The sequence below is a fragment of the Kribbella pratensis genome, assembly GCF_004366075.1.
Lineage (GTDB): Bacteria > Actinomycetota > Actinomycetes > Propionibacteriales > Kribbellaceae > Kribbella > Kribbella pratensis.
In genome coordinates, this window is record NZ_SODU01000002.1 from 1,330,545 (window position 1) to 1,356,688 (window position 26,144).

8 protein-coding genes and 2 pseudogenes are annotated in these 26,144 nt (G+C 65.2%); 9 read left to right on the forward strand and 1 reads right to left on the reverse strand.

Annotated elements, in window-relative coordinates; genetic code table 11:
- The first annotated feature begins 203 nt into the window (after nt 1-203).
- The 5 genes from mads2 to mads8 are packed head-to-tail and all read left to right on the forward strand — an operon-like array spanning nt 204 to nt 14,995.
- Nucleotides 204-2,288, forward strand: a complete 2,085-nt coding sequence (mads2, locus tag EV137_RS21415) for a methylation-associated defense system DNA methyltransferase MAD2 (protein ID WP_134130484.1) — start codon at nt 204-206, stop codon at nt 2,286-2,288.
- Nucleotides 2,285-3,709 carry a methylation-associated defense system restriction endonuclease subunit S MAD5 gene (gene mads5 / locus EV137_RS21420; protein ID WP_134130485.1) on the forward strand — a complete coding sequence of 475 codons (1,425 nt, stop codon included), beginning with the start codon at nt 2,285-2,287 and terminating at the stop codon, nt 3,707-3,709. Before mads2 ends, mads5 begins: the two co-directional genes overlap by 4 nt.
- The gene (gene mads6, locus EV137_RS21425; RefSeq protein WP_134130486.1) at nt 3,709-7,935 is read left to right on the forward strand and encodes a methylation-associated defense system protein kinase MAD6; all 4,227 of its coding nucleotides are present in this window, start codon (nt 3,709-3,711) and stop codon (nt 7,933-7,935) included. The genes mads5 and mads6 overlap by 1 nt, the downstream gene beginning before the upstream one ends.
- The gene (mads7, locus tag EV137_RS21430) at nt 7,926-9,563 is read left to right on the forward strand and encodes a methylation-associated defense system protein MAD7 (protein WP_134130487.1); all 1,638 of its coding nucleotides are present in this window, start codon (nt 7,926-7,928) and stop codon (nt 9,561-9,563) included. Before mads6 ends, mads7 begins: the two co-directional genes overlap by 10 nt.
- Entirely contained in the window at nt 9,560-14,995 is a 5,436-nt protein-coding gene (gene mads8 / locus EV137_RS21435; protein WP_134130488.1) for a methylation-associated defense system ATP-binding protein MAD8, read from the forward strand. Before mads7 ends, mads8 begins: the two co-directional genes overlap by 4 nt.
- Before the next feature lie 1,750 nt (nt 14,996-16,745).
- Here the strand turns inward: mads8 and EV137_RS21440 are convergent.
- Nucleotides 16,746-18,206, reverse strand: a complete 1,461-nt coding sequence (locus EV137_RS21440) for a helix-turn-helix transcriptional regulator (protein ID WP_134130489.1) — start codon at nt 18,204-18,206, stop codon at nt 16,746-16,748.
- Between the two features lie 503 nt (nt 18,207-18,709).
- Here EV137_RS21440 and EV137_RS21445 point away from each other — a divergent pair.
- From EV137_RS21445 to istB, 4 genes and pseudogenes are all read left to right on the forward strand, one after another.
- Nucleotides 18,710-19,678: an AAA family ATPase gene (locus tag EV137_RS21445; protein ID WP_134130490.1), complete on the forward strand. Its 969-nt coding sequence runs from the start codon at nt 18,710-18,712 to the stop codon at nt 19,676-19,678.
- Nucleotides 19,671-22,196, forward strand: coding sequence for a S8 family peptidase (locus EV137_RS21450; RefSeq protein WP_238175468.1), 2,526 nt, complete (start codon nt 19,671-19,673; stop codon nt 22,194-22,196). Before EV137_RS21445 ends, EV137_RS21450 begins: the two co-directional genes overlap by 8 nt.
- A 197-nt stretch (nt 22,197-22,393) precedes the next feature.
- A pseudogene (istA, locus tag EV137_RS21455) lies at nt 22,394-23,663 on the forward strand (IS21 family transposase).
- Nucleotides 23,663-24,488, forward strand: a pseudogene (gene istB, locus EV137_RS21460) (IS21-like element helper ATPase IstB). The pseudogenes istA and istB overlap by 1 nt, the downstream one beginning before the upstream one ends.
- Nucleotides 24,489-26,144 lie beyond the last annotated feature (1,656 nt).

The window sequence follows — 26,144 nt, forward strand, 5'->3', positions numbered from 1 at the left end:
TGATCAGTGGCCCAACCTGCCTCGCCCAATGCAGACCGCGAGCCGCTGTCCCGGAGGGCGAGACGTGACGATTACGGATAAGTTTGGTTGCTGCCTGTTTCAGGCAGCTGATCGCAAACTCCAATGGACTGGACGTGCTGGTGACTTTGACGGGATCTGCTCTGGCTGACGTGACTCGCGATGAGGGTCTTCCTCGAGACGTCATGACCGAGTCTCAGGTTCATCATCTCGACGAGGGCTATCTCGTCGACTTCCTCACCGACAAGCCCATTAAGGACACGCCGAAGGAGCAGGTCCGGCAGCGAATCGTGCGCGTGCTCTTTCATGAGTACCAGTTCGCTCCCGAGGACATGCAGCTCGACTTCGCGGTGAAGGTGCAGACGGAGCAGGGGCGGCGCACCAAGAGGGTTGACATTGCGATCTTCGCCCCTGGCAGCGATCACATCGAGGACAACCTTCGTCGTGTAGTGGTCTGCAACAAGGAGCCCAAGCGCGGCAAGAATGTGGTCAAACTGCGCACGTACGACCAGATGAGGTCGGAGATGTCCGACCTCCAAGACCTCCTGGGAGCCGAGGACTGCCCCGAGCGCAGCTGGGGCCTGTGGACCGACAACGTCGACTTCTTCTTCGTTGAGAAGGAGACCACCCGCTGGGGCGCCGACTTTCACGAGCGTGCCGACTGGCCGATTGCCGACGGTGCCGTCGGCAGCGGCCAGGTGGTCTCCGCTCAGCAGTTGCGCCGCGCCGAGCCGGAGATGCTCAAGATCACCTTCCGGCGCTGCCACAACTACGTCCACGGCAACGAAGGCATGCCCAAGGACGCCGCCTTCTGGCAGTTCCTCTACCTGCTTTTCGCGAAGATGTACGACGAGCGTGCCGCCCGCACGGGCAGCCCGCGGCGGTTCTACACCTCCATGTCCGAGCCCTACAGCGACGCCGGACGCACCGCGATCCGGAAGCGGATCACAGACCTCTTCGAGGACGTGAAGAAGCGGTACGCCGCATCGGGGCTCTTCAAGCCCAGCGATGAGATTACCCTCTCGGACCGCGCCCTGGCCTTCATCGTCTCCGAGCTTGCTCCCTACAACCTCGGCCTGACCGACATCGACGCCAAGGGGCTCGCCTACCAGGAACTGGTCGGCACCAACCTGCGCGGCGATAGGGGGCAGTACTTCACCCCGCGCGGCGCGGTGAAGCTGATGATCGACATCCTCGACCCGCGGGAGGACGAGACGGTCCTCGACCCCACCTGTGGCACCGGTGGGTTCCTCCATGCCACGCTGACGCACCTGCACCACAAGATGCAGGACGAGGACGGCACACGCGGCCTGCCGGACTCTCCGGAGCAGGCCGAGCGCTACCGGGATCGACTCCGCAGGTACGCCGACGAGCACCTCTTCGGCGCAGACTTCGACCCGTTTCTGGTGCGCGCCACTTCGATGAACATCATGACCTTGGCCGATACTCCGGGCAACGTCTTCCATATGGACTCCCTTGCCTTCCCGAAGGGACACCTCAGCGGTCTTGCCGAGGCCGCCAAGCGGATCCCGCTCGCGAAGGACGGCCGCAGCGGGGCCGTCGACGTCCTGCTCACTAACCCGCCCTTCGGTGCTGACATCCCGATCAGCGATGAGTCTGTCCTCGGCGACTTCCGCGAAGGCGTGGCCAAGACCTGGTCGCGCGACAAGGGCACCGGCGACCTCGTCGTCAGCCCGAACTGGCCAAACTCGATGGCGCCTGAGCAGCTCTTTGTGCAACGCGCGATCGAGTGGATCAAGCCCGGCGGTCGTCTCGGCATCGTCCTTCCCAACGGAATCCTCTCCAACCCCGGGCCGGCCGACGAGGGCATCCGCCGGTTCATCCTGCAGGAGTGCTGGGTGTTGGCCAGCGTCGAGCTCCCAGTGGAGACATTTATCGTCGAGGCCGGCGTCAACATCCTTACGACATTGCTTTTCCTCAAGCGCAAGACCTTCGATGAGAAGGCCGCGGAGAGGTTGAATGGACCGGTCTCCTACCCGGTCTTCATGGCCGTCGCTGAGAAGGTCGGCGTCGACCGCCGCGGCAATGACCTCCACAAGCGTTCGGCCAACGGCGAGCTGATCGCAGAGGAATACGAGGAAACTGAATACCTCACCATCGGTGGCGAGCGGCGCGCGCGGGTTGTCAAGCGGACCCGCCCCGTCATTGATAACGACCTGCCTATGATCGCCAAGAAGTATTGGGAGTTTCGGGAGAAGTATCCGACGCCTGGCTACGACCCGCACGAGGGCACTGGAGTAGGGGAGTGAAGATTGCGGGGGTCGACAATCCAGTACGAGTTGACTGGTTCTACGATCAGGGATTTCGTCTCGACGCCAAGCCATACCTGTCCGGGTCGCTAGCAGCAAGAAAGCGCATTGAGTCGCTCCCCGGCACCGTAACGCTCGGAAGTGTTACAGCAGGCCACGGAGGTGGCATCTTCAAGGGGCCGATGTTTCGGCGGGTCTATCTGACGGATCCAGCGCACAGTGTCCCGTTCCTCGGCAGCAAAGACATGATGGCTGCCGATCTGACTAACCTTCCTCGGCTGAGGAAGTCCGATGCCGTGTCGCGCAATCTGGCGTATCTTCGGCTCAAGCCTGGGATGACGCTCATTTCGCGTTCGGGGTTCTACGCGGGCCGGAGGTCGTACGTTCGACCTGACATGGGCGACGTCTGGGCTTCAGATGATGTCTTGAGGGTTGAGCCTTCTCCAGAGCGGATCCGCTCCGGGTACCTGTACGCATTCCTTGTTAGCAGGTTCGGGGAGGCACTCGTTCGGGGTACGGTCTACGGCTCCGCAGTGAAGCACATCGAACCCCACCACCTCACCGGACTTCCCGTGCCTCGGTTTGCGGACGCTCTGGAGGAGCGTGTCCATCAGTTGGTTGAGGAAAGCGCTCGTCTTCGGGCGGCGTTCCAGTCCGGGCTGGAGAGGGCCACCGAGGACCTATTCCGAAGCGTTGGGCTCCCGGAGCTAGTGAACTACCGCTGGCACCAAGAATCGCCGGACTTGGGGTTCGAGGTCGCCGACTTTGGTGTGCAGTCGATCCGCGCGCTCAACTTTGCTCCGCGAGCTCGACGAATCGTCGGCAAGCTCTCCTCGGTCGAGCACAGGACTTTGGGTGAGATCTGTGAGGGAGGTCTGCTCTCGCGTGGAGTTCGCTTCAAACGGGTCGATAGCGAGGCTGAGTTCGGCGCGAAGCTCGTCGGGCAGCGACAGGCGTTCTGGATACGTCCTGAAGGCCGCATGCTTGCGTCGGGCTCGCTGCCAGCTGAGGTCTTTGCGGATGACGAGACGATCATGGTCGCGTCGCAGGGAACGCTCGGAGAGCAAGAGGTCTTCTGCAGGGCCTTTCTTGCAACTGGAAGTTGGCTTGGCAACGCGTACTCCGAACACTTCTTGCGGATAAAGAGCGGCGACGAAGGGGTGTCCGGCGCATATCTATTCGCCTTCCTCCGGTCCGAGATTGCTTTCCGGGTGTTCCGTTCGATGAGCGCTGGCGGCAAGCAGCAGGACATCCACGAGGGTCTGCGACGTAAAGTTCCAGTTCCGTTGGCATCCCCAGCTGATCGGGAGCGGATCGCTGAGACGGTTCGTCAGGCGTACCGGGACCGTGACCAAGCAGACCTGCTGGAGGACGAGGCGTTGGTGTTGCTGACGGCGGCGGTCGAGGGGGCCGAGAGCTGATGGCGAAGATCGTTCCGATCGGGCCGCCCGTGAACGACGCGGAGCGGCGAGTCATCGCGCATCTGCGTGACCACGGGCCGGACGATTGGACGGTCCTGCATTCCCTGGAAATCCCGGACTCCCGGGGCCGGCTTTTCGAGGTCGACCTGGTGATCGTCACACCGCACATGGTCTACGTGATCGATGTAAAGGGCACGTTCGGCCGGATCGACGTGCAAGGGTCGCGATGGATGCCGGCGGGGCGTTCGCCGTTCCACACGCCGCTGCCAAAGCTGCGCGAGAATGCCAAGCGCCTCAAGGGCCTCCTCGAGGACGCTCACCGGGAACTGTCACGGGTCTACGTCGACGCGGTCGTCGTGCTCCCGGCTACCGACGCGCGCCTAGTGGATCACAACACCCCGCAGCGCGACGCTGCCTCGACGGTGAATCTGCAGCATCTGGTGGCGCTGCTCTCAGACGTCTCCCAGGTCCCGACCGGATCGTTCTCAGTAGACGCTGACATCGCGCGTCACCACGAGACGATCGTCGAGGAAATCAAGGCGATCGGACAGGTTCCCACCGGGCCGCTGCAGTTCGGCAACTGGCTGGTGCTCGACACGCTCAGCGAGACGATCCACGCCGCCGGGATCGACGTGGTGGGGGAGTACCGGGCGAAGAACGCCAACGCGGTGCAGGGCTCAGGCACGGTGCGGCTTGTCGTGCGCCAGGCCGACCTGTATGCGCCCTCCGCCGAGCGGGAGAGGAAGCAAAGGCAGATCGGGGTCGCCTACGAGGCGCTCGGCAAGCTTCCGCCGCACCCATCGATCGTCGGGGTGCGGGACTTCTTTCCGGACCCGGAGGACGGCGGATTCGTCACGGTCTACGACGATATCCCGGGCCATGCGTTGCGGCTACACCTGGGGGAGAAGCCGGTTGAGCCTCTCACCCGCGACCGGAAACTGCTGATCCTGCGCCAGGTTCTCGCCGGCCTGGCGCACGCGCAGTCGCGCCGGATCGTCCACCGGGCACTGACCCCCGCCACGATCCTGCTCACGCAGGACGGCCGGGCCATGATCACCGGCTTCGACTACGCGAAGACTGCGCAGATGCGGGCCCACACGGTTGCCCTCGACGCGCACTCGGCGGCAGATCAGGCGTATCTGGCTCCCGAGGCTCTCGCCGACCCAGCCAAGATGACTGACAAGGCCGACATCTACGCCCTCGGCGTGATCGGGTTCGAGATGCTCACCGGGCATTTGCCGTTCGACTCGGTCACAGCTCAGGTGAAGGCAAATGGGCTGCTACCGGAGAAGGATCTGGAGCAGGCCGACGTGCCGGCGCCTCTGCGGCACTGGCTCTCGCTCCTGTGCGCGGCTAAGCCGGATGACCGTCCTGATGCGCGGGAGGCGATCCGGCGCTTCGAGCTGGCGGTCGGTGAGGTGCAGCGGCCGAAGCGCCGTGTGACCGGTGGCACCGGCGGGCAGCCGCCGAGGCCACCCGAGCAGGCTGGGGCCAGCGAGGACGACAAGCGGAGGGATCCGTCGTTCTGGAAGAACCTGCCGCGCGACTTCGCGTTGGGGACCAAGTACATCGTGCAGCAGCGGCTCGGGAAGCCGGGCGCGAGCGGTGTGGCGTACAAGGTCTTCGACACGATGCGCAACGTCGACAGGGTGATCAAGCTGATCCTGCGAGACGAGGAGGGTGCCAAGGAACGAGCTCGTCGTGAAGGGATGGTGCTGACCCGGCTTCAGGACGCGACTCCGCATCCGAACGTGGTCCGGATGCTCGACGTGGACGTGTTGCCCAAGCCGTACCCCTATCCGTTCCTTGTCTTCGAGTTCGTGACCGGCGAGGACCTGGGCGAGGTAATCAGGACCCTCACTCTGACCCCGAGCGACGTGCTGAGGATCGGGCTCGACGTCGCCGAGGGGCTGGAGTACCTCCATAGCCTCGACGTGTGGCATTGCGACATCAAGCCGGGCAACCTGCTGTGGGCCGAGGGAGGACTGAAAATCCTCGACTTCGGGATTGCCAAGACCCCCGAGTCCACCCAGGGACACACGGCCAGCACGCCGCGGTACACGCCGCCGGATCTCGACCAGGTGCCGGCGAGCGCCGCCGGTTATGTCGACCGGGACCTCTACGCGCTCGGGATCACGCTGTATGAGGCGTTGACCGGCGCCTATCCGTGGGAGGGGGCGAGCACGCCGCCGCCAGCGGTCGCGGCCGAAGACCCTCGCGACCGGTTCACACTGCCCGGCCTGCCTGTCAAACTGGTCGAGACGATCCTGAAGGCGATCTCGCCGGAGCGGGGTAGCCGGTTCACCAGCGCCGAGGAGCTTCTCGCTGCGCTGCAGATGGCCGCCCGACCACCGAAGCCGCTCGCGCATGTGACGCCGCCCGTCGTTCCGGTGACGCCCGGCGGTGACGGCGGAGACACCGGGGATCACAACCCGTTCATCTCCTACCTGCAGACCCTCTACAGCCAGAGCCGGCGCAGCAACCGCGGTACCCGCGGCATGGACGCCGCCGACGTACGTGTCTATGTGCCCACCGCGCTCGACCTGGACCTGACCCCCAGTGTCCTCGACGGAACGCACTCGCTGGTTATCGTGACCGGCAACGCCGGTGACGGCAAGACCGCCTTCCTGGAGAACCTCGCGGCCACCGCGCGGGAGCGTGGTGCGGTGTTCACCTCGGAACGGGCCAACGGTGCCGACTTCGAGCTGAACGGGCGCCGGTTCCACACCAACTACGACGGCAGTCAGGACGAGGACGGCGTCGTCAGCGATGAGGTGCTCACCGAGTTCTTCCGTCCCTTTGCGGGCGACGACCAGATCGGCACGCTGGCTGGTGAAACCCGCCTAATCGCGGTCAACGAGGGGCGACTCGTCGACTTTCTCAGCCACCACACCGATGAGTTCGGGGCCTTAACCAAGATCGTCGAGGTAGGCCTGCGTGGTGAGGACGACGAGCCCGGCCCGGTAGCGGTGGTGAACCTCAACCTGCGTGACGTCACCGTCCGTCCGGCCGAGACGCTCAACGGTGGGGGGGCGAAAGGCTCGATCTTGGAGCGAATGCTCGACTCGATGGTGCGGCCCGAGGTCTGGGCGGCGTGTGAGGGATGCGCGCTCTTCGATGGTTGCTATGCCCGGCAGAACGCCGTCACGATCGCTCACCCTGTCGTCGGACAGCAGGTCAAGGAGCGGATACGGCGCATTTACGAGATCGCCCAGCTCCGCGGCCGGCTGCACATCACCTTGCGCGACCTGCGCTCGGCGCTCGCGTACACGCTGACCTCGGGGCGGGACTGCGTCGAGATCCATGAGCTCTATGCCGCCTCCAAGTCGGCGGCGGTCCTGGCTAGCCACTACTTCAACGCATATCGCGGCGGCCCGGCGACCACCGAGCGCGACCGGCTGCTGATCCAGCTGCGCCTGGTTGATGTCGCCCGCCCGCCGCAGCCGGTTCTCGACCGGCGGCTGGCCGGCGAGGGGCTACTGGAGCACTACCTGATCAATGCCGCCGATCGCGCCACGCCGGAGCGGGTGCTACTCCGTGACCTGCATGCGGCGGTGTCTTCCGCTGATGCAAGCCCGGACGAGGTCATCGACTTCGTCGCGGCAGCTCGGCGGCTGTCGTATTTCGAGATGCGGGACCCGGGCGAGGCGGTCAAGATGCTGCCATATGCCTCCGTCCAGCGCTTCCTGGAGCTGCTGGACGGGCAGCGACCGGTCCCGACTGATCTCTTCCTCACTGCTCTCAACCGCAGCGAGGGGATTGTCTCGCCCGAGCTCGCCGACGGTGGCCTTGTCATCCGTGTCCGTGACGTGGTGCGGGGAACCGTCCGCAGCCTGCGGCGCTTCCCGGGAGAGGGTTTTCACGCCAGCCGGGTCGGCACCGACGCGCACCCATACCTGGAGACCCGGCCGACCGCGCTGCGGCTCACCTACACGGACATGTCGCGGGACGGCGTGCCGCCCGCGGAGCTGCGGGTCGGGCTCGACCTCTTTGAGCTGGTCGAGCGGTTCCGCCGCGGTTACCAGGCCAGCATCGACGATGACCAGGGGTATGCCCTGGCACTGACCGTGTTCAAGAATCAGCTCGCCGCCGTGCCGTACCGGGAGGTTCTGCTGACAGTCGACGGGTCCTCGATGCATACCGTTCGCCGCGACGACGACGGCGTTCTCCGCTTGATCACACAGGGGGCGCTCGTGCCCGAGAACGAGGAGGCGGAATGGCGCTAGAGAGTAAGGACCGCGCCTTCCGGTGCGACGCGATCAGCCGGATCGACTACAAGACCCTCACCATGGATCGCGTCCTGACCGCGTTCCTCGCCCGCCTGTGGCATGGGGGAGTGACCAGCCGGATGCGCCGGGCCACCGACCTCGACGTCGATGCCTACGTACAGCTGCTCGTCGACGACGAGACCGGCAAATTCGTGGGGTTCGCTGTCAACGAGGACATCAGCCGTCGTTGGGTCGCTACCCATGTGCTGGACCTGGTCAACCGTGGGCGGGCCACCGAGGCCGTGGCCGGCCCACGGCCCCTGCACGGGTTCGCCTACCGGCTCCGCAACGCGGCCCGGTCGCGTCCGTACGGTGCCGACGAGCAGCTCTACGAGCTCGTGGCCATCAATGACATCGCCCTGCAAGGGCTCAAGGAGTTCTTTTTCTCCGACATCGACCCCACTACCGGCGAGGCCGTCCCCGGCCCGGACATCGACGTGGAGTCCCAGGCTCTGCTCAACATGGTCGAGGCGACCCAGGGCAAGGCCCAGGACCGTGCGGGTGACGCCAGCCGGCGTGAGCAGAGGCAGCTGTGCCGCCAGCCAGCCAGCCTTCTCGGTGAGGATGTCCTGCGGCTCCTGCTACACCGCGAATTCATGCCCCGCACCGTGCTGGTCGAGCACCTCAAGATCCTGCTCTCCTTCCACCTCGCTCTATACCACCTGCGGATGTTCAAGCTCGTGCCCGCCGCCGTCCGCGGCGGTGCCGTAGACCGTGCCTGCACCGCCGGTCACCAGCACGGCGAGGAATGCCGTTACCGGCCGCACCTCTTCGTCGACCTCGTCGGCTCTGAGGCCGGGTTGCCGGCGGCGTACGCGACCAAGAGCGCCGCCACGTGGTACGGCAGGCTGCCGCAGTTCGTCCGCGGCACCTTCTCGGTACTCAAACTCACCGACTTCGCGAAGGACCTCCACCGGCAGGGCAAGTTCTCGATGCCTCCCGGCAAGGAGGATCTGCCCGCAGCCGACGCGATCGGTCTGCTCGACGACAAGTACAAAGCTGATCGGGAGATCTTCTTCGACATGCGGGTACGGCGCATCCTCGATGACGAGGAGGAGCCGCTCGCCCCGGAGCTGCAGACCATCATCGACTTGGGGCTCTCGAGGTTCGAGACGTACCTCGAGCTGATCATGCACTACCGAGGGGCCTTCCAGCGCAAGTACCTGGTTGACTGCCTCGACTCGATGTTCCTCAAGGGCCGCCCAGGGGAGCTGCTGACCCAGCCGCGCGGCAAGTCCGGTGTACGCCGCTTCGTGCTCGACTCCCGGCTCCTCGAGGTATTGCTCCAGGTGTGCCTGGTGCAGCACGACAAGGATGGTCGACCGCGGACCCGGCCGATGCGGGTCGACGAGGTGCTCGACACGCTCCGGACCCGGTACGGGCTCTACATCGACACTCTCCCGATCGAGGACGGCTTCCACGGACCTGACCTGCCCGACCAGGCCGCGTTGCGGATCAACACTGCCGCCTTCGTGGACCGGCTCCGGGAGATCGGCTACTACCGCGACCTCTCAGACGCCTACCTGACCCAAACCGTCACCCCGCGCTTCACCATCGGCGCCAACCCGGAGAGGACCAGGCGTTGACGGTCACCGCGGTCGGACTGACGGAACCCACTGCCGCCGAGGTACGCAGCGCCCTGGAGGAGGTGCTCGTCCCACATCTGCTCGGCCTGTTGTCGGCCCGTCAGGCCGGGCACTGCATGCGCGTTACCGAGCTCGACGGTGACCTCGCCTCACGGCTGGTCATCCGCTTGCGCAGTGCCACCACGCCCGGCACCGTGGTCTGCCTACTGGCCACCGACGAGGATGTCGCCAACGGCGATGACACGCTGGTGACCAGCACTCAGCTCGTCGAGCTGCGCAACCGTCCGGTCGAGGAGGCGTCCGGGCCGCTCCTGGTCTTCGTACCGCCCGGGCTGCGGGCGAGTGCTGAGGACTCCTTCGGAGTCGCGACCTTTGAGGAGATCGAGCTCGGTAACGCTTACGCGATGTTGCGCGAGGAGCTGATGGGGCGGATCCCGGCCGCGCTGCGGGACAAGATCGGGAAGCTCGCCGCCGTATTGGGCGGCAAAAGGGACGGTCGCTCCACTGACCAGGCCTGGGTGCGCTACCTGCTCACCGTCGCCGCCAACGAGTACGAGGTCGATGCGGCCGGAGCCGCGGTCTACTGCTTCGGACTCGTCCCCGACCTCGCCCTGTTCACGTCGGTTGACGAGGTGCCCGAGCGCGTCGGCCGCAATCGTGTCCATGTCGACGACCTCAGCCGCGGTGAGCTCGACGAACGTCAGCGCGTGCTTTCCCTCGGGTTGTCCGACCCGTCCTTCACCGCCAGTCTGGCTCGGTTCGCAGGAAAGGTCGGGCTCGAGGACCGCAACGTATGGACCCGACGAATCATCATCGACCGGGACAGCCGCGGACTCACCTTCGACAAGTGGCCGGCGCCCAGCGAGCGGGAGATCGTGCTCAAGATCGACGTCCACACCGTCGACCTGCCCGTCGTCGGCGACGACCCCGGGCAGCTCAAGCGCTACCCCTCCCTGGAGCGCCTCGCCGGCCAGCCGTATCTCGTCGCCGGCCCGACCGGGTCAAAGGATGTCGCGGCTGCTTTCACTGTCGACCCCGCACTCACACCCACGGACGGACTTCTGAAGCTGCGGGTCGAGCTGCTCTCCGAGGACGGCACACCTACTGGCAAGGCCGTCAATGTCGCCGCCGGAGCGCGGCCGAAGAGCGCCTACAAGGGCACCATCCGCAATCTGCGCAAGGCCCAGCTCGACGAGGGCTGGCACCGGCTCATTGTCACCCCCATCGCCGAGACCGATCGTCGGATCGTTGTTGCGACGGGTTCGGGGCAGAGTGAGCTCTTCTATGTCGTAAACGCCGACGAGGATGAGGAACCGCCAGAGACCCGCGCCCAGCGCCACGAGAGCCTCATGCATGCGATCGAGCGGCTCTCCTTCGGCCGGCTCGTCGAGGGTCGCTCGGCGCGTGAGCTCGCTCCAGGGGAGGTCTCGTGGGTCAACGGGTCCCGCTCCTCGTCGTACGCCAGTGCCAACATCCACGTCGCTGGCGGCGGCAGCGCCGAGATCAGACTGTCGCGGCTGCTGACCCAGATCGAGCGCGACACCCTAATCAGCCCCCGCGAGTTGGGGATGTGGCAGCTCGCGATCGGCCATGAGGGACCCCCGTCGGCGCCGGTACGCGACGAGACCCCGTGGGTCGAGGCGCTCGGGCCTGCGGCCGAAGCCGCGTTCGCCGAGTTCATCGACATCCGGGACACCCTCTTCGCCGCCATCGCCAATGTCGACGGTCCCGACGAGAGTGAAGCGGTCGGCGTTGTTGAGACCGTCCACGTCCAAGCCCTGAGTGCCGAGATGACCGCCTACGCGGCCAATTTCCAGAAGATGATCGCCGCACAGGCCGCGTATGTGAGCTCAGTCGCGGCAAGCGAGCGAGGTGCAGCGCTGCGCGCGTTGGCGGGGCTGCAGCAGATCGACGCGGTTGCGGTGCGCTATTTCGACGCCCTCGGGAACTTCTACCGGGTCTTGCTAGTCGGCCCGACCCATCCGCTGAGGCTGCTGTGGGTCTCCGGCTGGTGCGGCGTCGGGGACACTTGGCGCAAGGAGCTCGCCGAGCACACCAAGGCGGCCGCGGCCGACGCAGAAGCCAGCTTCTTCGACCGGTTAGACCCGCTCGGCTTTCCCTTCGCAGTGCCCCGCCAGGACAACCGGGCCCTGCTCGTTGCCATCGGCAATCTGACCCCGTTCTGGACCGCGCTCGTCCCCCCGCGAACCGACGACGCCGTCGGGCTCCTCAACAGGGTCGGCGCCGCTCTCGGCGTACCGGACGCACCTCGCACTGGCGGGAGCGGTGCCCAAGCCGCCGTGGTGCTCGCCGAGCGCGTCGAGCGGTACGTGCGCCAGCACTCCTACGTCCGCACGTTGGTCATGAATGTGATCAATCCCGGAGACGCCGGCCTGATCGTCGAGATGCTCCTCGACCTCCAGCGCCGCGCCGCGACCAAGGAGCTCACCTACGATCTGCGGCTGTGCACCCCCCAAACCGCGATGCCCGGCATCGGCGAGCAGTTGGCTGAGCTGACCCGATCCGACAGCCGCTTCAACAGCGACGAGGCCGACGCCTTCAGCGCACGTGGGGACAGCAGCGTGCCCAAGCTCGCCTACTCCATCCGCTCAATGGAGGAGTTCGAGGACCGACCCAGCGAGTTCGAGGCCCACCTAACCATCTTCGTCGACGCCTTCTCCGGCGAGGAGCACGAAACGGTCCCTCTGAAGGAGCTCGCCCACCCGCCGGCGTATGGACTCATTCAGCAGGCCACCACCACCTTCGACGTCAACGATGACGGAACCAGCGTCACCTGGCGCAAGACTCCCGTCTTCGCCCGCCCCGGATCGGCCGGGAACTCGCCAGGCGACCTGCTCGCCGAACTCCCCCGGACGCTCGCCCTCGCGTCGGCGTTGGTGGCTACCGACGGCACCGCCTCCGACCATGTCCCCACTACTACGCTCAACCTTGACGGTCAGCAGCGCTCCTTGCTCCACCAAGCCCATGACGTCAGCGATTGGGTGGTCATCATCGACCGTACCCTTGGTCTGGAGTACTTCGACCGCGCCTCTGACCCCAGCCGCGGCAGCGACTTCGTGATCGACTACATCGCCGGCCGAGTTGGGCTCGGTCGCCAGGTGCTCGTCAGCTCGCGCAAGATCGAGGAGCTCCGAGGGCTGCTGACCCCGGTGATCAGCGACCACGGCATCGCGGTCGAGGACCGGCACCTGCAGACCTTCTTCGAGCAGCTCCGGCTGCTCTCGGGAAGCCTCGCATTCAAGCTATCGTCGGCGGCCCGCAACCAGCGGTCCGAGGTGCTCGGCCTCGCGTTGGCCCGACTCTACCTCGAGGGCCAGCGGGTCCTCGGAGACCAGATCGTCATTCCCCTCGATGCCCATCAGGAGCTGTACGCCGAGGCACGTCGCCGGTCCGGGGTGGAAAGGTCGCTGCGGCGTACAGACCTCGCGTTGTTCTCGTTCGACGCGAAGGCACGGACCATCACCTGCCGACTGGTGGAGGTCAAGGCGTACTCGTCGATCCGCAGCGTCACCGAGTACGAGGCGTTGCAGCGGTCGATCATCGAGCAGGTCGAGACCTCCCGGGCGGTGCTGGCTGCGCAGTTCGACCCGAACCTGCACGACCCCGACCGGGTCGACCGCGCAGTGAAGAATGTCGAGTTCGGTGCGCTGTTGCGCTTCTACTTGGAGCGCGCCGAGCGTTACAAGATGGTCGGCCGCTCCGTCAGCACGCACGCTCGCCGTCTCCTGCAGACCCTCGACGACGGCTTTACACTCTCGTTCGAGCGGATCGGGCTCATCTTCGAGCTCGCGGGGGACAGTAGCGAACCGGAGCTCGTCGACGGGGTCGAGTTCCACCACATCGGCCGCGACGAGATCGACGAACTACTCGACGCGGTCCCGACGAACCTCGACCGCCCCGGCGACCGCACCGAGCAGTATGCCGTCACTGTTCCAGCCCTCACCCGTACGCGACGGGAAGGCGCCGCCTTCCGGGCGGCGACCCTCGAGCCGATCGATGATGTGGCCCCAGATGAGGCCGATGAAGGGCAGCCGACTCGTAGCGGGCAGGCTTCGCACGAGGAGGAGCAGCCCCTTGAAGGGACGCCGCCAGTGCCCGCTTCGATCACCACAGGGTCCACTGCTGAGCCGGTTTCCGCGTCAGTTGCGTCCACTACCAGCAGCGAACAAGCAACGGATTCGGAGCGACGAGAGGTGGAGCAGCCCCGCACTGCAGCGCCGTCGATCGTGGTCGGCACCAACGGGATCTCGCCCCAATGGGCAATGCTCGGCGAGGTCGCTGGCGGGCGGAAGACCGGCCTCGACCTCAACGAGACCCATACGATCAGCCTCTTCGGCGTTCAAGGGGGCGGCAAGAGCTACACCCTGGGGTCGCTTATTGAGGGTGCCACACTGCCTGCCTCAGGAATCAACGAACTGCCCCGCCCGCTGGCGACCATCGTGTTCCATTACAGCCGCACTCAGGACTACGCACCCGAGTTCACGTCGGTGATCGAAGCCAACGATCAGGATGCGCAGCTGGCGATCTTGCGGCAGCGGTACGGCGCCGAACCAAAGGCCCTGGACGATGTAGTGCTCCTCACCCCGGTCGCCCAAGTGGCGGAACGACGCGCTGAGCTTCCGGGCATTGACGTGCAGCCACTGCTCTTCGGGTCCGGGGAGCTTCAGGCTGCACACTGGTCATTCCTACTCGGCGCGGTTGGGAATCAGGCGATGTACATACGACAGCTCAAGCAGATCTTCCGCGCCAACCGGACGTCGCTGAGCCTCGACACGATCCGCCGCGGCGTCGACGCCTCGACGATGGCCGACAACATGAAGGACCTCGCCTTCCAGCGCCTCGATCTGGCGGCCGAGTACATCGACGACTCGGTGCGGATCTCTGACTACGTCCATCCCGGGCGGCTGATCATTGTCGACCTGCGCGACGAGTACATCGAGAAAGACGAGAGCCTCGGTCTCTTCGTCGTCCTCATGCAGCTTTTCGCCGAGGCAACCGACACGGATGGCCGATTCAACAAGCTTGTCGTCTTCGACGAGGCTCATAAGTACATCGATAGTCCTGACCTCGTTGACGTGCTCGTCGAATCAGTCCGGGAGATGCGGCACAAAGGTATGAGCATTCTGGTCGCCAGCCAGGACCCGCCATCGGTCCCAATCTCGCTGATAGAGCTCTCCGACGTTGTCATCATGCACAAGATGACGTCGCCCGCCTGGCTGAAGCACATCCAGAGGGCCAACTCCGCCTTGACGGCGCTCCGCCCCGAACAGCTCGCGCGCTTACAACCAGGTGAAGCCTATGTGTGGGCCGGAAAGGCCTCGGAGCCGGCCATCACACACTCGGCAGTTCGGATGACCTTGCGACCTCGAATCACCAAGCATGGAGGCCAGACAAAGACAGCGACCGACTGATCTGAACGCCCCAGCTGCAAGGGCAGGCGAAGCACTCGCCTTGGTGTCAGGGCGACGCCGATGCCGACGGCCGCCCGACGGCGCGCCTCGAACGAGCGACAGCGGCCACCGGAGTGGGCGTTGCGCCTCAACTGCCGAGAGATTGTCGACGGCGCGCGCCCAGGCGATCCACGATCTCTCGGACGCTCGCACCTGCCTGCCGCAGATCAGGGATTTTGATCCGCTCCTCCGCGGAAAGGAACCGCGTGCTGATCTCGCGTACCGCCAGCCGTCGAGCGGAGCAACGACGCCGACCATCTCGCTCTTGCGGTAGGCCTTGTAGCCACGAAACTAGTTCGCGCCAGTCGTCCTCGACCCCGGACCTCGCGCGCCGCCATCATGCTCCAACCACGTGCTCCGCAGCTCCACGGACCGCTGCCGAGCCGACGACGACGGACGGCGCTCGGGACCTTCTTCACACGACGAGACAACAACACAACGTCCCAATCCAGGACGAAGTGTTGCAACCGTCAGTAGAAACCACGCCGAAACCAGGGGGTTGGTATTCAGCCGTGACCGAGACCGATGCGTCCTACCGGATCAGCCGACATCAAGATGGCGTTCGTGGCGATGAACTAGCTCGCGCCTGCGGCTCGGGCGCAGTACGGGTCGTTTGATCGGCTGGCTGAGCGCCTGCCTATTCGTTGGGATGGTTCGCGGCCGTCCCTCGGAGCCGAACTCGAAGCGCGCAGATAGAGCGGCCGTGTATGCCTCGAGCAGTCGTTGCGATGAGTGGCCAAAGCTCGGGGACACCTTGGTACTCACTGCCGGATCCTCGCCGAGGTCGGGACAGTGTCCCACTTGGCCGTGGACCTTCAAGAGAAGCAGCCCGCAGTGGTCGCAGTCGGTCCACACACCACCACGAATTCGTTCGTGGCGTTCCGGTGTCGTCAGGACTGAACATGAACGCAGTCGGGGAGAAGTTGGTCGCCCACCGCATCGGTCCACCGGGGAGAGAGAACCATCCGTCCTGGTTATCCCAGTGCCACAGTTCTTCGCGAGTCGTGAATTCGTCAGCTGGCATCGATTTCAAGCTGTCGGGGGCGGGCAGGCCGAGCGGGGCGTAGTAGATGAAGGCTCGGATCCCTATTCCGGCGCTGAGTGCCTGGCCCTTGCGGATTTCGTCCGAGCGCGGGAAGCCGCCCTTCACCTCGAACCACACCGCATCTGTGGTGTCTGGGTAGAGAAGGAAGTCCGGCAGGTAGGCGCCGGCGTCGCCAAGGTGGTAGCCCTCCGGCTCGTATAGCCACGGGATGTCGAGACTGTCGAAGAAGACTGCCCAGCGTGCCTCAAGTCGGGAACGGAAGTGGCAGCCAGCGTAGTGCGTTTCGATCGGGGCGATGCGGCTCAACCAAGGCTCCTGTTTGAGAGAAGGTCAATCGATGGGCTCAGGGGTTCGTCGTCGGGCTGCGTTCGCCGGTATCACGTTTGATGCTTGCGGCTACGTCAATGGCAGCTTGCTCCCGGACGCAGACTTCGGTCGTGCGCTGATGATCTCCAGACATATCCCGGGCCGTGCCGGCCTAGCATCTCCTGCACGGCACCCAGACCACCTCGAGCCGGCGACCCGTAGGTTCGTGCTCGGCGCCCTCGGGATGCCGGTGATCATGATCACGCGTCAGCTGTTGTCAGATACGTGTGATCGGGCTTGACTCGCATGCCCGTCTAGCTCTCCATCCGTGTCTCAGTCGGCCGGCAGACTTATCTCGAGCTACTGCTCGAGATGGCCCTTGAGCGCGGACGTCAGCTGTGTGCGGGTAAGGACCGTTCCCTCTGGCCAGTCTTTGGCGATGAGCGCGAGGAGGTCGTGATTGAATCCCTCGTTGCCAACCGGGGCAGCGGCCGTGATGTCGTCCAATAGGTGCTCGAGCAAGATCGCTAAGTTGCTCGGCCCGCCGCCGGAGTACCCGTAGCTGAGCCCGGCGCCCCATCGGTGAGGCGCTGGATAGAGCTCCCCTTCGTCGGTCCGGATCCAGATGTTGTTGTTCGCGCCGAGGATGACCTCGCTCAGGGCCGACCGTGCGGGAAGCCGGAGGGGTGCGGCCACCTTGTAGGGCTGATCTTCATCGTCGAATCGGACAACCGGCACGTCGGTGCGTGGGTCCACCAAGTGAGCCAATGCTTGATCGGCGTCGTCGAAGAGCGCGTAGGCCGCCATCTCGGAATCGCCTGGTTCAAGGGTTGTGACCCACTCTGCTGCGCTCCTGTCTTCCTGGGGGTTGATTGAGGTGATCGCGGCGTAAGGAAAGTCTCCGCCACCATTCCAGGCGATCATCTCGCGAACGCTGTCGCGCGCTGCCGTGTCCGTGCGTTTCAGCATCTCGATCCAAGCCGCACGACGGACAACCTCGGGTACCTCGGCTTCGGTGTCGTCGGCCTGGATCGGCACCGCAGCGATCTGAAGGTGTCCGTTCTTGTATGCGAGGCACTCCGAGACCAGAGCAACATCGTGTTCGCAGAGGCGCCGCGATCCCCGGCGCATCTCACGGGTGAATGCCGTCAGAGTCCGCGCGATCGGTGAGTCCGCCGGCTCGTCCAGAGCAGCATTGGAGAAGACGTCGACATCGACATCATCCAGTGGTGCCGACGTCACTTGCTTTGCCCCGGGCCGCCATCGGATGATCTCCTTCGGCTTCCGCAGAGCTGTCGGCCACCATGGAACTGGGTTGCCGAAAATCTCGGCCAGATCCTCCCAGTTTGGCGAGTACTCTCGGTCCGGCGTTTGAGTATCAACAGCGATCAGTTCAGGCCCGTATGCGTCGTAGCCGTCCCTCACAACCACTGCAGCATCCAACTGACGCGTGTCATCGAGCACCCGCCGAACCAGACGCTGACCGGGTAGCCCGGACGCCGCGTAGGACGGATAGATCAGCCCTAGCCGCCCCAGGCTCGTATCCCAGATCAGTACGGTGTTCCCGCTGGAAACGAGGGCGTTCTGGAACGTCGACGTTTGTCCCCCCGCAGGGCGCTGAAACAGCAACGGCGCGCGCCCCTGCAGATCCCGTCCAGCCTGTGCAGCCCACCGCAGAATCGCTGTCTCATAGTAGTAGTCCCGGCCGCCGTCGCGACCCGCAGGCTCCGGAAAGTCATCCCTCTTCCGCAGCTGCCAGACCCGAGGGCGCGACACTCCAAGCACCCGAGCGACATCGGCCATAAAGACTCGGTCGTCCACCCGCAACCTCCGCTCTTACGGTTCCGTTAGCAACGACTCTAACGCATCCGTAAGGGCAAGCCAAGGGGGTGCGGCGTGTCGTCGAGTTGCCGAGTGCGTCACCCGTGGGTGCCCGCGTGATTGCAGGCTCAGCTCGATTGGCGGTGCGACGATCAACGGCTGCTGCGCTGTCCGTCGAAGCGGGTGCTTGTCCAGCTGAGCGTCATCAAGGTTGAGCAGCCTGGAGCGCGACAGTGGCGATCGGCGGAGTCCTTCATTGATATGACTGCGGACAGGTGCGCTGTAGCTGGGAAGGTTAAGGAGGGTGGGCGTTCATTGAGCCGCGATCCCGCGTTGACAGGGTTGTGCGCATCGAGATGATGGCCAGGCTGAGCGACCTTCAACGCATCGTGTAGGCGAGCGGCCGTCGAGTTTGGTGATCTTCGGCTGGCGTCGCCCGCCCTCAGGGCTGTCGGACCCGTAGGATAGAAATGGCGTAAGTCGCCAACGTCAGGAGGAGGCCTGTGGCTGGGCTGGGGGAGCACATCACTGCGATGGTGCGCAGCCATGCTTCGGGTGACGACTCAGCGTTCTACGCGGTCGCCCTGCAGATTGCCGCCCGTGAGGCGAAGCAGGGCCACCATACTCTCGCCGCGGACATCAAGAAGGCTGTCGATGCGTCGCGGCAGGCTACCCCGCGCAGCAACGTCACCAAGCTTGCGCAGCCGCGCGGTGATCTGGCTGAGCTCATCCAGACCTCGCACCCGGACATCAGTCTTCGAGACCTGGTTGTGCCACTGGGGTTGGCGACGCAGATCAAGCAGGTCATCGCAGAGCAGAGGCAGCGCAAGCGTCTACTGGACAGCGGGTTCTCGCCGGTGCACAGGCTCTTGCTTGAAGGTCCACCGGGCACGGGGAAGACCATGACCGCTTCAGTGCTCGCTCATGAACTGGCTCTGCCGATGCATACGGTTCGCCTGGATGCACTCATGAGCAAGTACATGGGTGAGACGGCGAGCAAGCTCCGCCTGGTCTTCGACGAGGTCGAGACTCGTCGCGGGGTCTATCTCTTCGACGAGTTCGATGCCTTGGGGGCCGACCGCGCAGGCAATGACGTCGGCGAGGCCCGGCGCATTCTGAACTCTTTTCTCGTCTTCCTGGAGAATGCCGGACCTGAGTCCCTAGTCGTTGCCGCTACCAACCATCGCGCCATCCTCGACCGTGCGTTGTTCCGTCGATTCGACCTGGTGCTCACCTACGACCGACCGGACGCGCGGCAGGCCGTAGCAGTGATGCGGGCGCGGCTCGGATCTCTGGTCAAAGGCACCAGCCTCGCCAAGCTCGGCGAGTATTGCGATGGCCTGAGCCATGCTGATTTGGTGAAGGCCGCCGAGGCCGCAGCGAAGTCAGCGCTGATGCGCGGCGATGCCCAAGTGGACAGAGAAGATCTGGTCGCGGCCTTGGCCGCCCGACGCTCGTCCAGCGTTGGCTGAGGATCTGCGGCACCTCGATCACCTCCTCGTCATCGAGCACGCCGCCGACGAGGGTTTCCATCGCCCGGGCGGTGGAAATCCACGCATCCGTCCGGTCGAACGGCGAGCCCACGGGCTCGCGCTGCAGAGCCAGTTCGACCAGGCGTTCCGCGAGGGTAGCCAGGCGCGACGCGACGCAGGACTCGATATCGAGGAGCTGCGCGCAGTCGGCACCATCATCGTGCTCGAGGGGGCAGAGGCTTCCTACCCGCTCCGGCTCGACTCACTGACGGCCATGAGCAAGCACCGGAAGACACCGAAACGTCCGCAGTGGTTGCTGTTGTCCGTGCATGCCGCGTCCGGTGACCAGCCCGAACGCGCCACTGTCTGGGTGTCCGACGACTACCGGTCCCAGTTCCTGAAGCTCTTCGAGGACTATCTCGATAAGAGCAGCACGGGCGGCAATCCCCGCAATCAGGCCCTTGTGGCCAACATCGCCCGGATCCGCCGGGTTCTCCTCGACGACCTGTGGACCTCGGAGGGCGAGCCGCCGCGCGACGGAAGGCGGTGGTGGGAGCTGTGGCTGGACACTACGCGCCCGGACCACGAGAACATCGAGGGATTCGTCCGCACCTATGACCTTCGTTTGATCCCGCGGTCGATCGTCCTGCGCGACCGTCGCGTCTTGTGGATCGAATCCACATGGGCCCAACTCGAAATCCTTCCCGTGACCAAGATCCCGATCGCGGAGATCCGGCGCCCCGAGTTCGTCGACACCATCGAAGACCTGTCAGCTGTCGAGCAGGGCGAATACGTCGAAGATCTCGCCGCCAGGCTGGTGCCTGCGCCCGATCATGCGCCCGCCGTCTGCCACCTCGACAGTGGGGTCAACCGTAATCACCTGCTGCTGACCGACTCGCTCGATGAGGCCGACCACCACACCATCATCGGCGCTTCCGGCAACGATCTTCAGGGCCATGGCACGTCGATGGCCGGCCTAGCTCTGTTCGGCGAATCATTGGACGAGCTGCTGATCGGCAACGATGTCGTCGAGCTGAACCACCGCCTGGAATCGGTCAAGATGCTCCCAGCCAAGGGCGAGCCGCAGCATGATCCGCGCGACTACGGTTCCGCCACGGTCGAGGCGGTCATGCTGCCCGAGATCACCGCTCGTCGGCGGCGTGTGTTCTGCCTACCGGTCAGCGCACCGCCGGATCGCGCGGGGGAGCCGACCCTCTGGTCGGCCACAGTCGACGCGTTAGCGGCCGGTACGGCGGTGACGCGCGACGGTGAGGACCTTCAGCTGATCACGGTTCCGGACCCTGACGTGGCCAAGCTGATCCTGGTTGCCACCGGCAACGTCGACAGCTGTCAGGCGGACTTTCGGACCGAGTCCGATACGTCAGCGGTCGAAGATCCGGCGCAAGCCTGGAACGTGCTGACAGTCGGTGCCCATACGAACCTCGTCGACGTCCCGGACGATCCGCAGTACCAGGGCTGGAAGCCTCAGGCCGGCGCAGGCGAGCTTTCGCCACACAGCCGGACGTCGGTGCTGTTCGACCAGCGCAAGTGGCCAATCAAGCCCGACATCTGCATGGAGGGCGGGAACGTCCTAACCGACGGTGCGACTGGCTTCGAGAATCGGCATCCGCTGTTGTCGCTTCGCAGTACCGGCATCGCGAACGACATCGCGCTCACCTCCGCGAACGCCACCAGTGCGGCCACCGCCCAGGCTGCCCGGCTGGCGGCAAAGGCGATCGCGCGGTACCCGGACTACTGGCCGGAGACTATCCGAGGCCTGCTCACTCACGCCGCCGATTGGACGCCTGTCATGCGCGGTGAGATCGACGCGGCCGGCCGGAAGCGGGACAAGCTCCAGTTGCTGCGTCGCTATGGATGGGGCGTCCCGTCCGAGGGCTCAGTTCTGGCCTCGAGCGGCCAGGCGGTCACGATGGTCAGCCAGGACCAATTCGTCCCCTTCGAGGGCGACGAACTTCGCGTACGGCGCTTCCGTCTCCATACCCTGCCGTGGCCGAGCGACGTACTGCTCGCACTGGGTGAAGCCGACGTACGACTGCGCGTCACGCTCTCGTACTTCATCGAGCCGTCGGCATCGCGGCGGGGTTGGCGCCAGCGCTACGCCTACGCTTCGCACGGCCTGCGGTTCGACCTGCAGGGGACGCTGGAGACCCAGCAGGAGTTCATCCAGCGGGTTAACCGCGATGCCCAGTCGGAGGAGGGCAACGGTGCGGGAGCAGCAACGACCTCCGATCGTTGGCTGGTCGGCGCCAACCAGCGGCACCTCGGCTCGCTACATCAGGACGACTGGTACGGCACGGGCGCCGAGCTCGCTCGCTGCAACTCGATCGCCGTCTATCCAGTCGGCGGGTGGTGGAAGAACAGCCGGCGGCGAGACCGATCCGACCTCCCGATCCGATACGCGCTCCTCGTATCGCTGCGCACCTCCGCGGAGAACGTCGATCTGTACACGCCGATCGCCAACCTGCTGTCGATCCCAGTGCCGATCCAGGCGGAGTAACAGAGCGTTCCAGACGGATCGGCGCCGCCGACCCGCCTGGCAGGTCAGTTCAGTGATCCTATGGCAGGTTGGAACGGGGTTCTGCGCCCGCCAACAATGACTGAAAGTTGAGTCCAGGCGTCTGGTTTGTCGACGGCGGGTGAAGACTGACCCTTTAACGACGGCTGAAAGTGGACCCTTGCGTGACCCTGTGAAGGGTGATGACAGTGGAGGACTGGGCTGAGATCCGTCGGCTGCACAGGTCGGAGGGGATGGCGATCAAGGCGATCGCGCGGGAGCTGGGGATCTCGCGGAATGCTGTTCGTCGTGCGTTGGCGCGGGACACGGCGCCGAAGTATGTCCGGGTCTCGAGGGGTTCGCGGGTTGATGCGGTCGAGCCTCAGATCAGGGAGTTGTTGCAGGCGACTCCGACGATGCCGGCAACGGTGATCGCGGAGCGGATCGGCTGGGCGCATGGTTTGACGGTGCTCAAGGATCGAGTTCGGGTGCTGCGGCCGTACTATCTGCCGCCGGATCCGGCGTCTCGGACTGAGTACGACGCGGGGCATCGGGTGCAGTGTGATCTGTGGTTCCCGCCGGTGCTGGTGCCGTTGGGGGCTGGGCAGGCAGGGTCGCCGCCGGTGCTGGTGATGACGTCTGGCTACTCGCGGATGCGGTGGGCGGTGATGATCGCGTCGCGGCAGGCGCCGGACCTGATTGCCGGGCATTGGCAGTTGCTGGAAGCGATCGGCGCGGTGCCACGGGAGCTGGTCTGGGACAACGAGTCGGCGGTGGGGTGTTGGCGGCGCGGGAAGCCGACGCTGGCAGCTGAGTTCGAGACGTTCCGCGGCAGTCTGGGCATCGGGGGTGCATCTGTGTCGGCCGCGCGATCCGGAAGCCAAGGGCCTGGTCGAGCGGAACAACGGCTACTTCGAGACCTCGTTCCTGCCCGGGCGGACCTTCACCGGGCACCAGGACTTCAACGCTCAGCTCACCGACTGGCTGGTGCTGGCCAACGCCCGGCATTCGCGCCGGATCGGGTGCGCCCCGACGGCGCGGTGGGCCACTGACCGGGCGGCGATGCTGGCGATGCCGCCGACGGCTCCATCGGTCGGATGGTCGGCCCGGGTCCGGCTGCCGCGGGACTACTACGTGCGGATCGCGTCCAACGACTACTCCGTCGATCCCGTCGTGGTCGGCCGGTTCGTCGACGTTGCCGCGGACCTGACCACGGTCACGATCACCTGCGGCGGCCTGATCGTGGGCAGGCACAGGCGGTGCTGGGCCAGGCACCAGACCATCACCGACGCGGCCCATCGAGAAACCGCGAAGCGTCTTGCCCACCACGCCGCCGCGGCCAGGGATCAAGCCACCGGCACCGGTCGGCCTACCGAGGTCATGGTGGAACGCCGAGACCTGTCGGTCTATGACGCCACGTTCGGCCTGACCAGCCCGACCGGGACGCGCGCCGACGGTGAGGTGGCCTGATGGCGACCCGCGCGAGTTCGCCTGGCAAGACCAGCACGGTCACCAAGACCGAACGCGATCTGAGCAGTGAACTGGCGTTCCTGACCAGGGCGTTGAAGGCACCGACCCTGCGCGAAGCCGTCCCGCGCTGGCCGAACGCGCCCGGACCGAGTCGTGGACGCATGAGGAATTCCTTGCCGCCGTGTCTGCAACGCGAAGTCTCAGCCCGTGAATCCCACGGCGGCGAGGGCCGGATCCGCGCCGCCAGGTTTCCCGCCCGCAAGAGCCTCGAGGAGTTCGACTTCGACCACGCCCGCGGACTCAAACGCGACATCATCGCCCACCTGGGCACCCTGGACTTCATCACAGGCAAAGACAATGTGGTCTTCCTCGGACCGCCCGGCACCGGCAAGACTCACCTCGCCACCGGCATCGCCATCCGCGCCTGCCAAGCCGGCCACCGCGTCCTGTTCGCCACCGCCGCCGAATGGGTCGACCGGCTAGCCGAAGCCCACACCGCAGGCCGGCTCCAAGACGAACTGCGCCGCCTGGGCCGCTACCCGCTACTGGTCATCGACGAAGTCGGCTACATCCCCCTTCGAGCACGAAGCCGCGAACCTGTTCCTCCAGCTCGTCTCATCCCGCTACGAACGAGCATCCCTGATCGTGACCAGCAACAAAGAGTTCGGCCGCTGGGGCGAAGTCTTCGGAGACGACACCGTCGCCGCCGCGATGATCGACCGACTCGTCCACCACGCCGACGTCATCGCCCTCAAAGGCGACTCCTACCGCCTCAAGAACCACAACCTCGGCCGGATCCCCACACCGACCGACGACCAACCATGACAACCAGCAGGGGGTTCACTTTCAACCGCCGCAAAGGGGTCCGTTTTCAACCGTCGTTGACATGGTTGCGCGCAGTTCATCGACAGGCGACGAATCTTGACTCGGTCGCACGTGGGGAAGGCCCTGCCCTCCTGGACACATGGTGGCAAGGATTTTCAAGGCGCGACCTGCACCCTTACACCGGCCGGTTTTGGCGCACGGTTCCGCCTAGATGCGCTCAGCTGATTTCGAACCTGCTCCACCTTCAGCAAACAAAGCTGGCTGAGTGGCACCCTGCGCCAGTCCCTGTCCGAGCGAAAGCCAGCGTTTGCGGTCCCGTGGCGTCATCCGCCGAGCGACTGAACCCAGCTCAGCCTCCCACGGCTCTACCCCTGTCCTGAGTTCGAACCCCGGCGCCGATGCTCAAGTGAAGCTTGCTGACGGACTGGAGGCGTTCCGGACAGTCTTCTGCGGAGAAGCCTCGGCGATCGCGCGCAAGGGCTGTGATCCCCGCTGATCGGCCCAGTCGTTCCTAGTTCGCCGGCCGCAAGGTGCGGCTCAGAAATACGGCATCCACGACGTGGCCGACGAGAAACTCTCCCGCCGTAGAGAGGTGTCGCGTCTCTCGGGGGTTGAGGCGGTGCGCCACGTTGATCACAGTGGGTTGCGCTGCCAGGAGGCCTGGGAGATCACGGGACCATCCATCGCTCCCATCGCGACACGCGCCGACATTAGGTGTGCTGAAGATCACACGATTGCGTGCACCTGCTTAGCGAGTCGCGGGCGTTTCACGCTCGCGAGTGGCGATGTCCGAGGTGTCCGGCTAGTGCCTGAATGAGTGCTCTGACGACTGCTGCGTGGCGGAAGGCGGCTTATGACTGCAAACAGCGTTTCGGGCCTGACCTGGGGTTTAACAACTGCCCGTCTGTACACCGAGTCATGAAGCGTATAGGGGCTTAGCGAGTGGCGGCAGTGTCCAAACATGTGTTCGGGTCGCTGGCCCGGAAGCGGTGTCTGACCTGCATGTTTTGAACGGGCCCGTAGTCCGTTGCTGACCTGTCAGCGGCCCGCTCGGAGGGCGGTGGCCGAGTTTTGTGCGTGGGAGGAAGTAGAGTCCTGTCAGCTTGATCCCCAAGGGTCAAGGAGCAGCGAAAAGGGCCGGAACTCGGCCCACTGGTGATTCCAGCACCAGCGCGAGTCTCAACCCGGCCCTTCGCAACTCCCTCAAGAGTTAGGAACCATCATGCCCCAAAAACTGGGCGACGCCCTTACGTCAACATCCGAGCCGAGTACCCAGCAGGGAGCCGACAGCCCGGCTCGAACTGGATCAGTTGAGCCTCCCAGGGGGTTGGCTCCCCGTCAGGTGCAGTTTCTGCTCATCCTCGCCGCGACCGTAGTCGGCTGGGGCGCGATCATCGCTCTGTGCGTCCTGGATCAGCCCGACGCGGCGAAGGCGATCGGCGCGGTTTGGACCGCCACCTGCGGCCTCCTGGCGCTCTGGAAGCCAGAGCCTAGATCGTAGGCCAGATGTGGTGATCGATCTGGGGCCTCGGCGGTCCCGTCGCCTACGCCGCAGCGCGCCCGAGATCGCCCCCAGATCTCGGGCGCTGATCCTGGGTGAGCATTCTCCCTGAATAGGTCCGGCATTACCCGATTGCCGGTATGCGCAGCCGGATG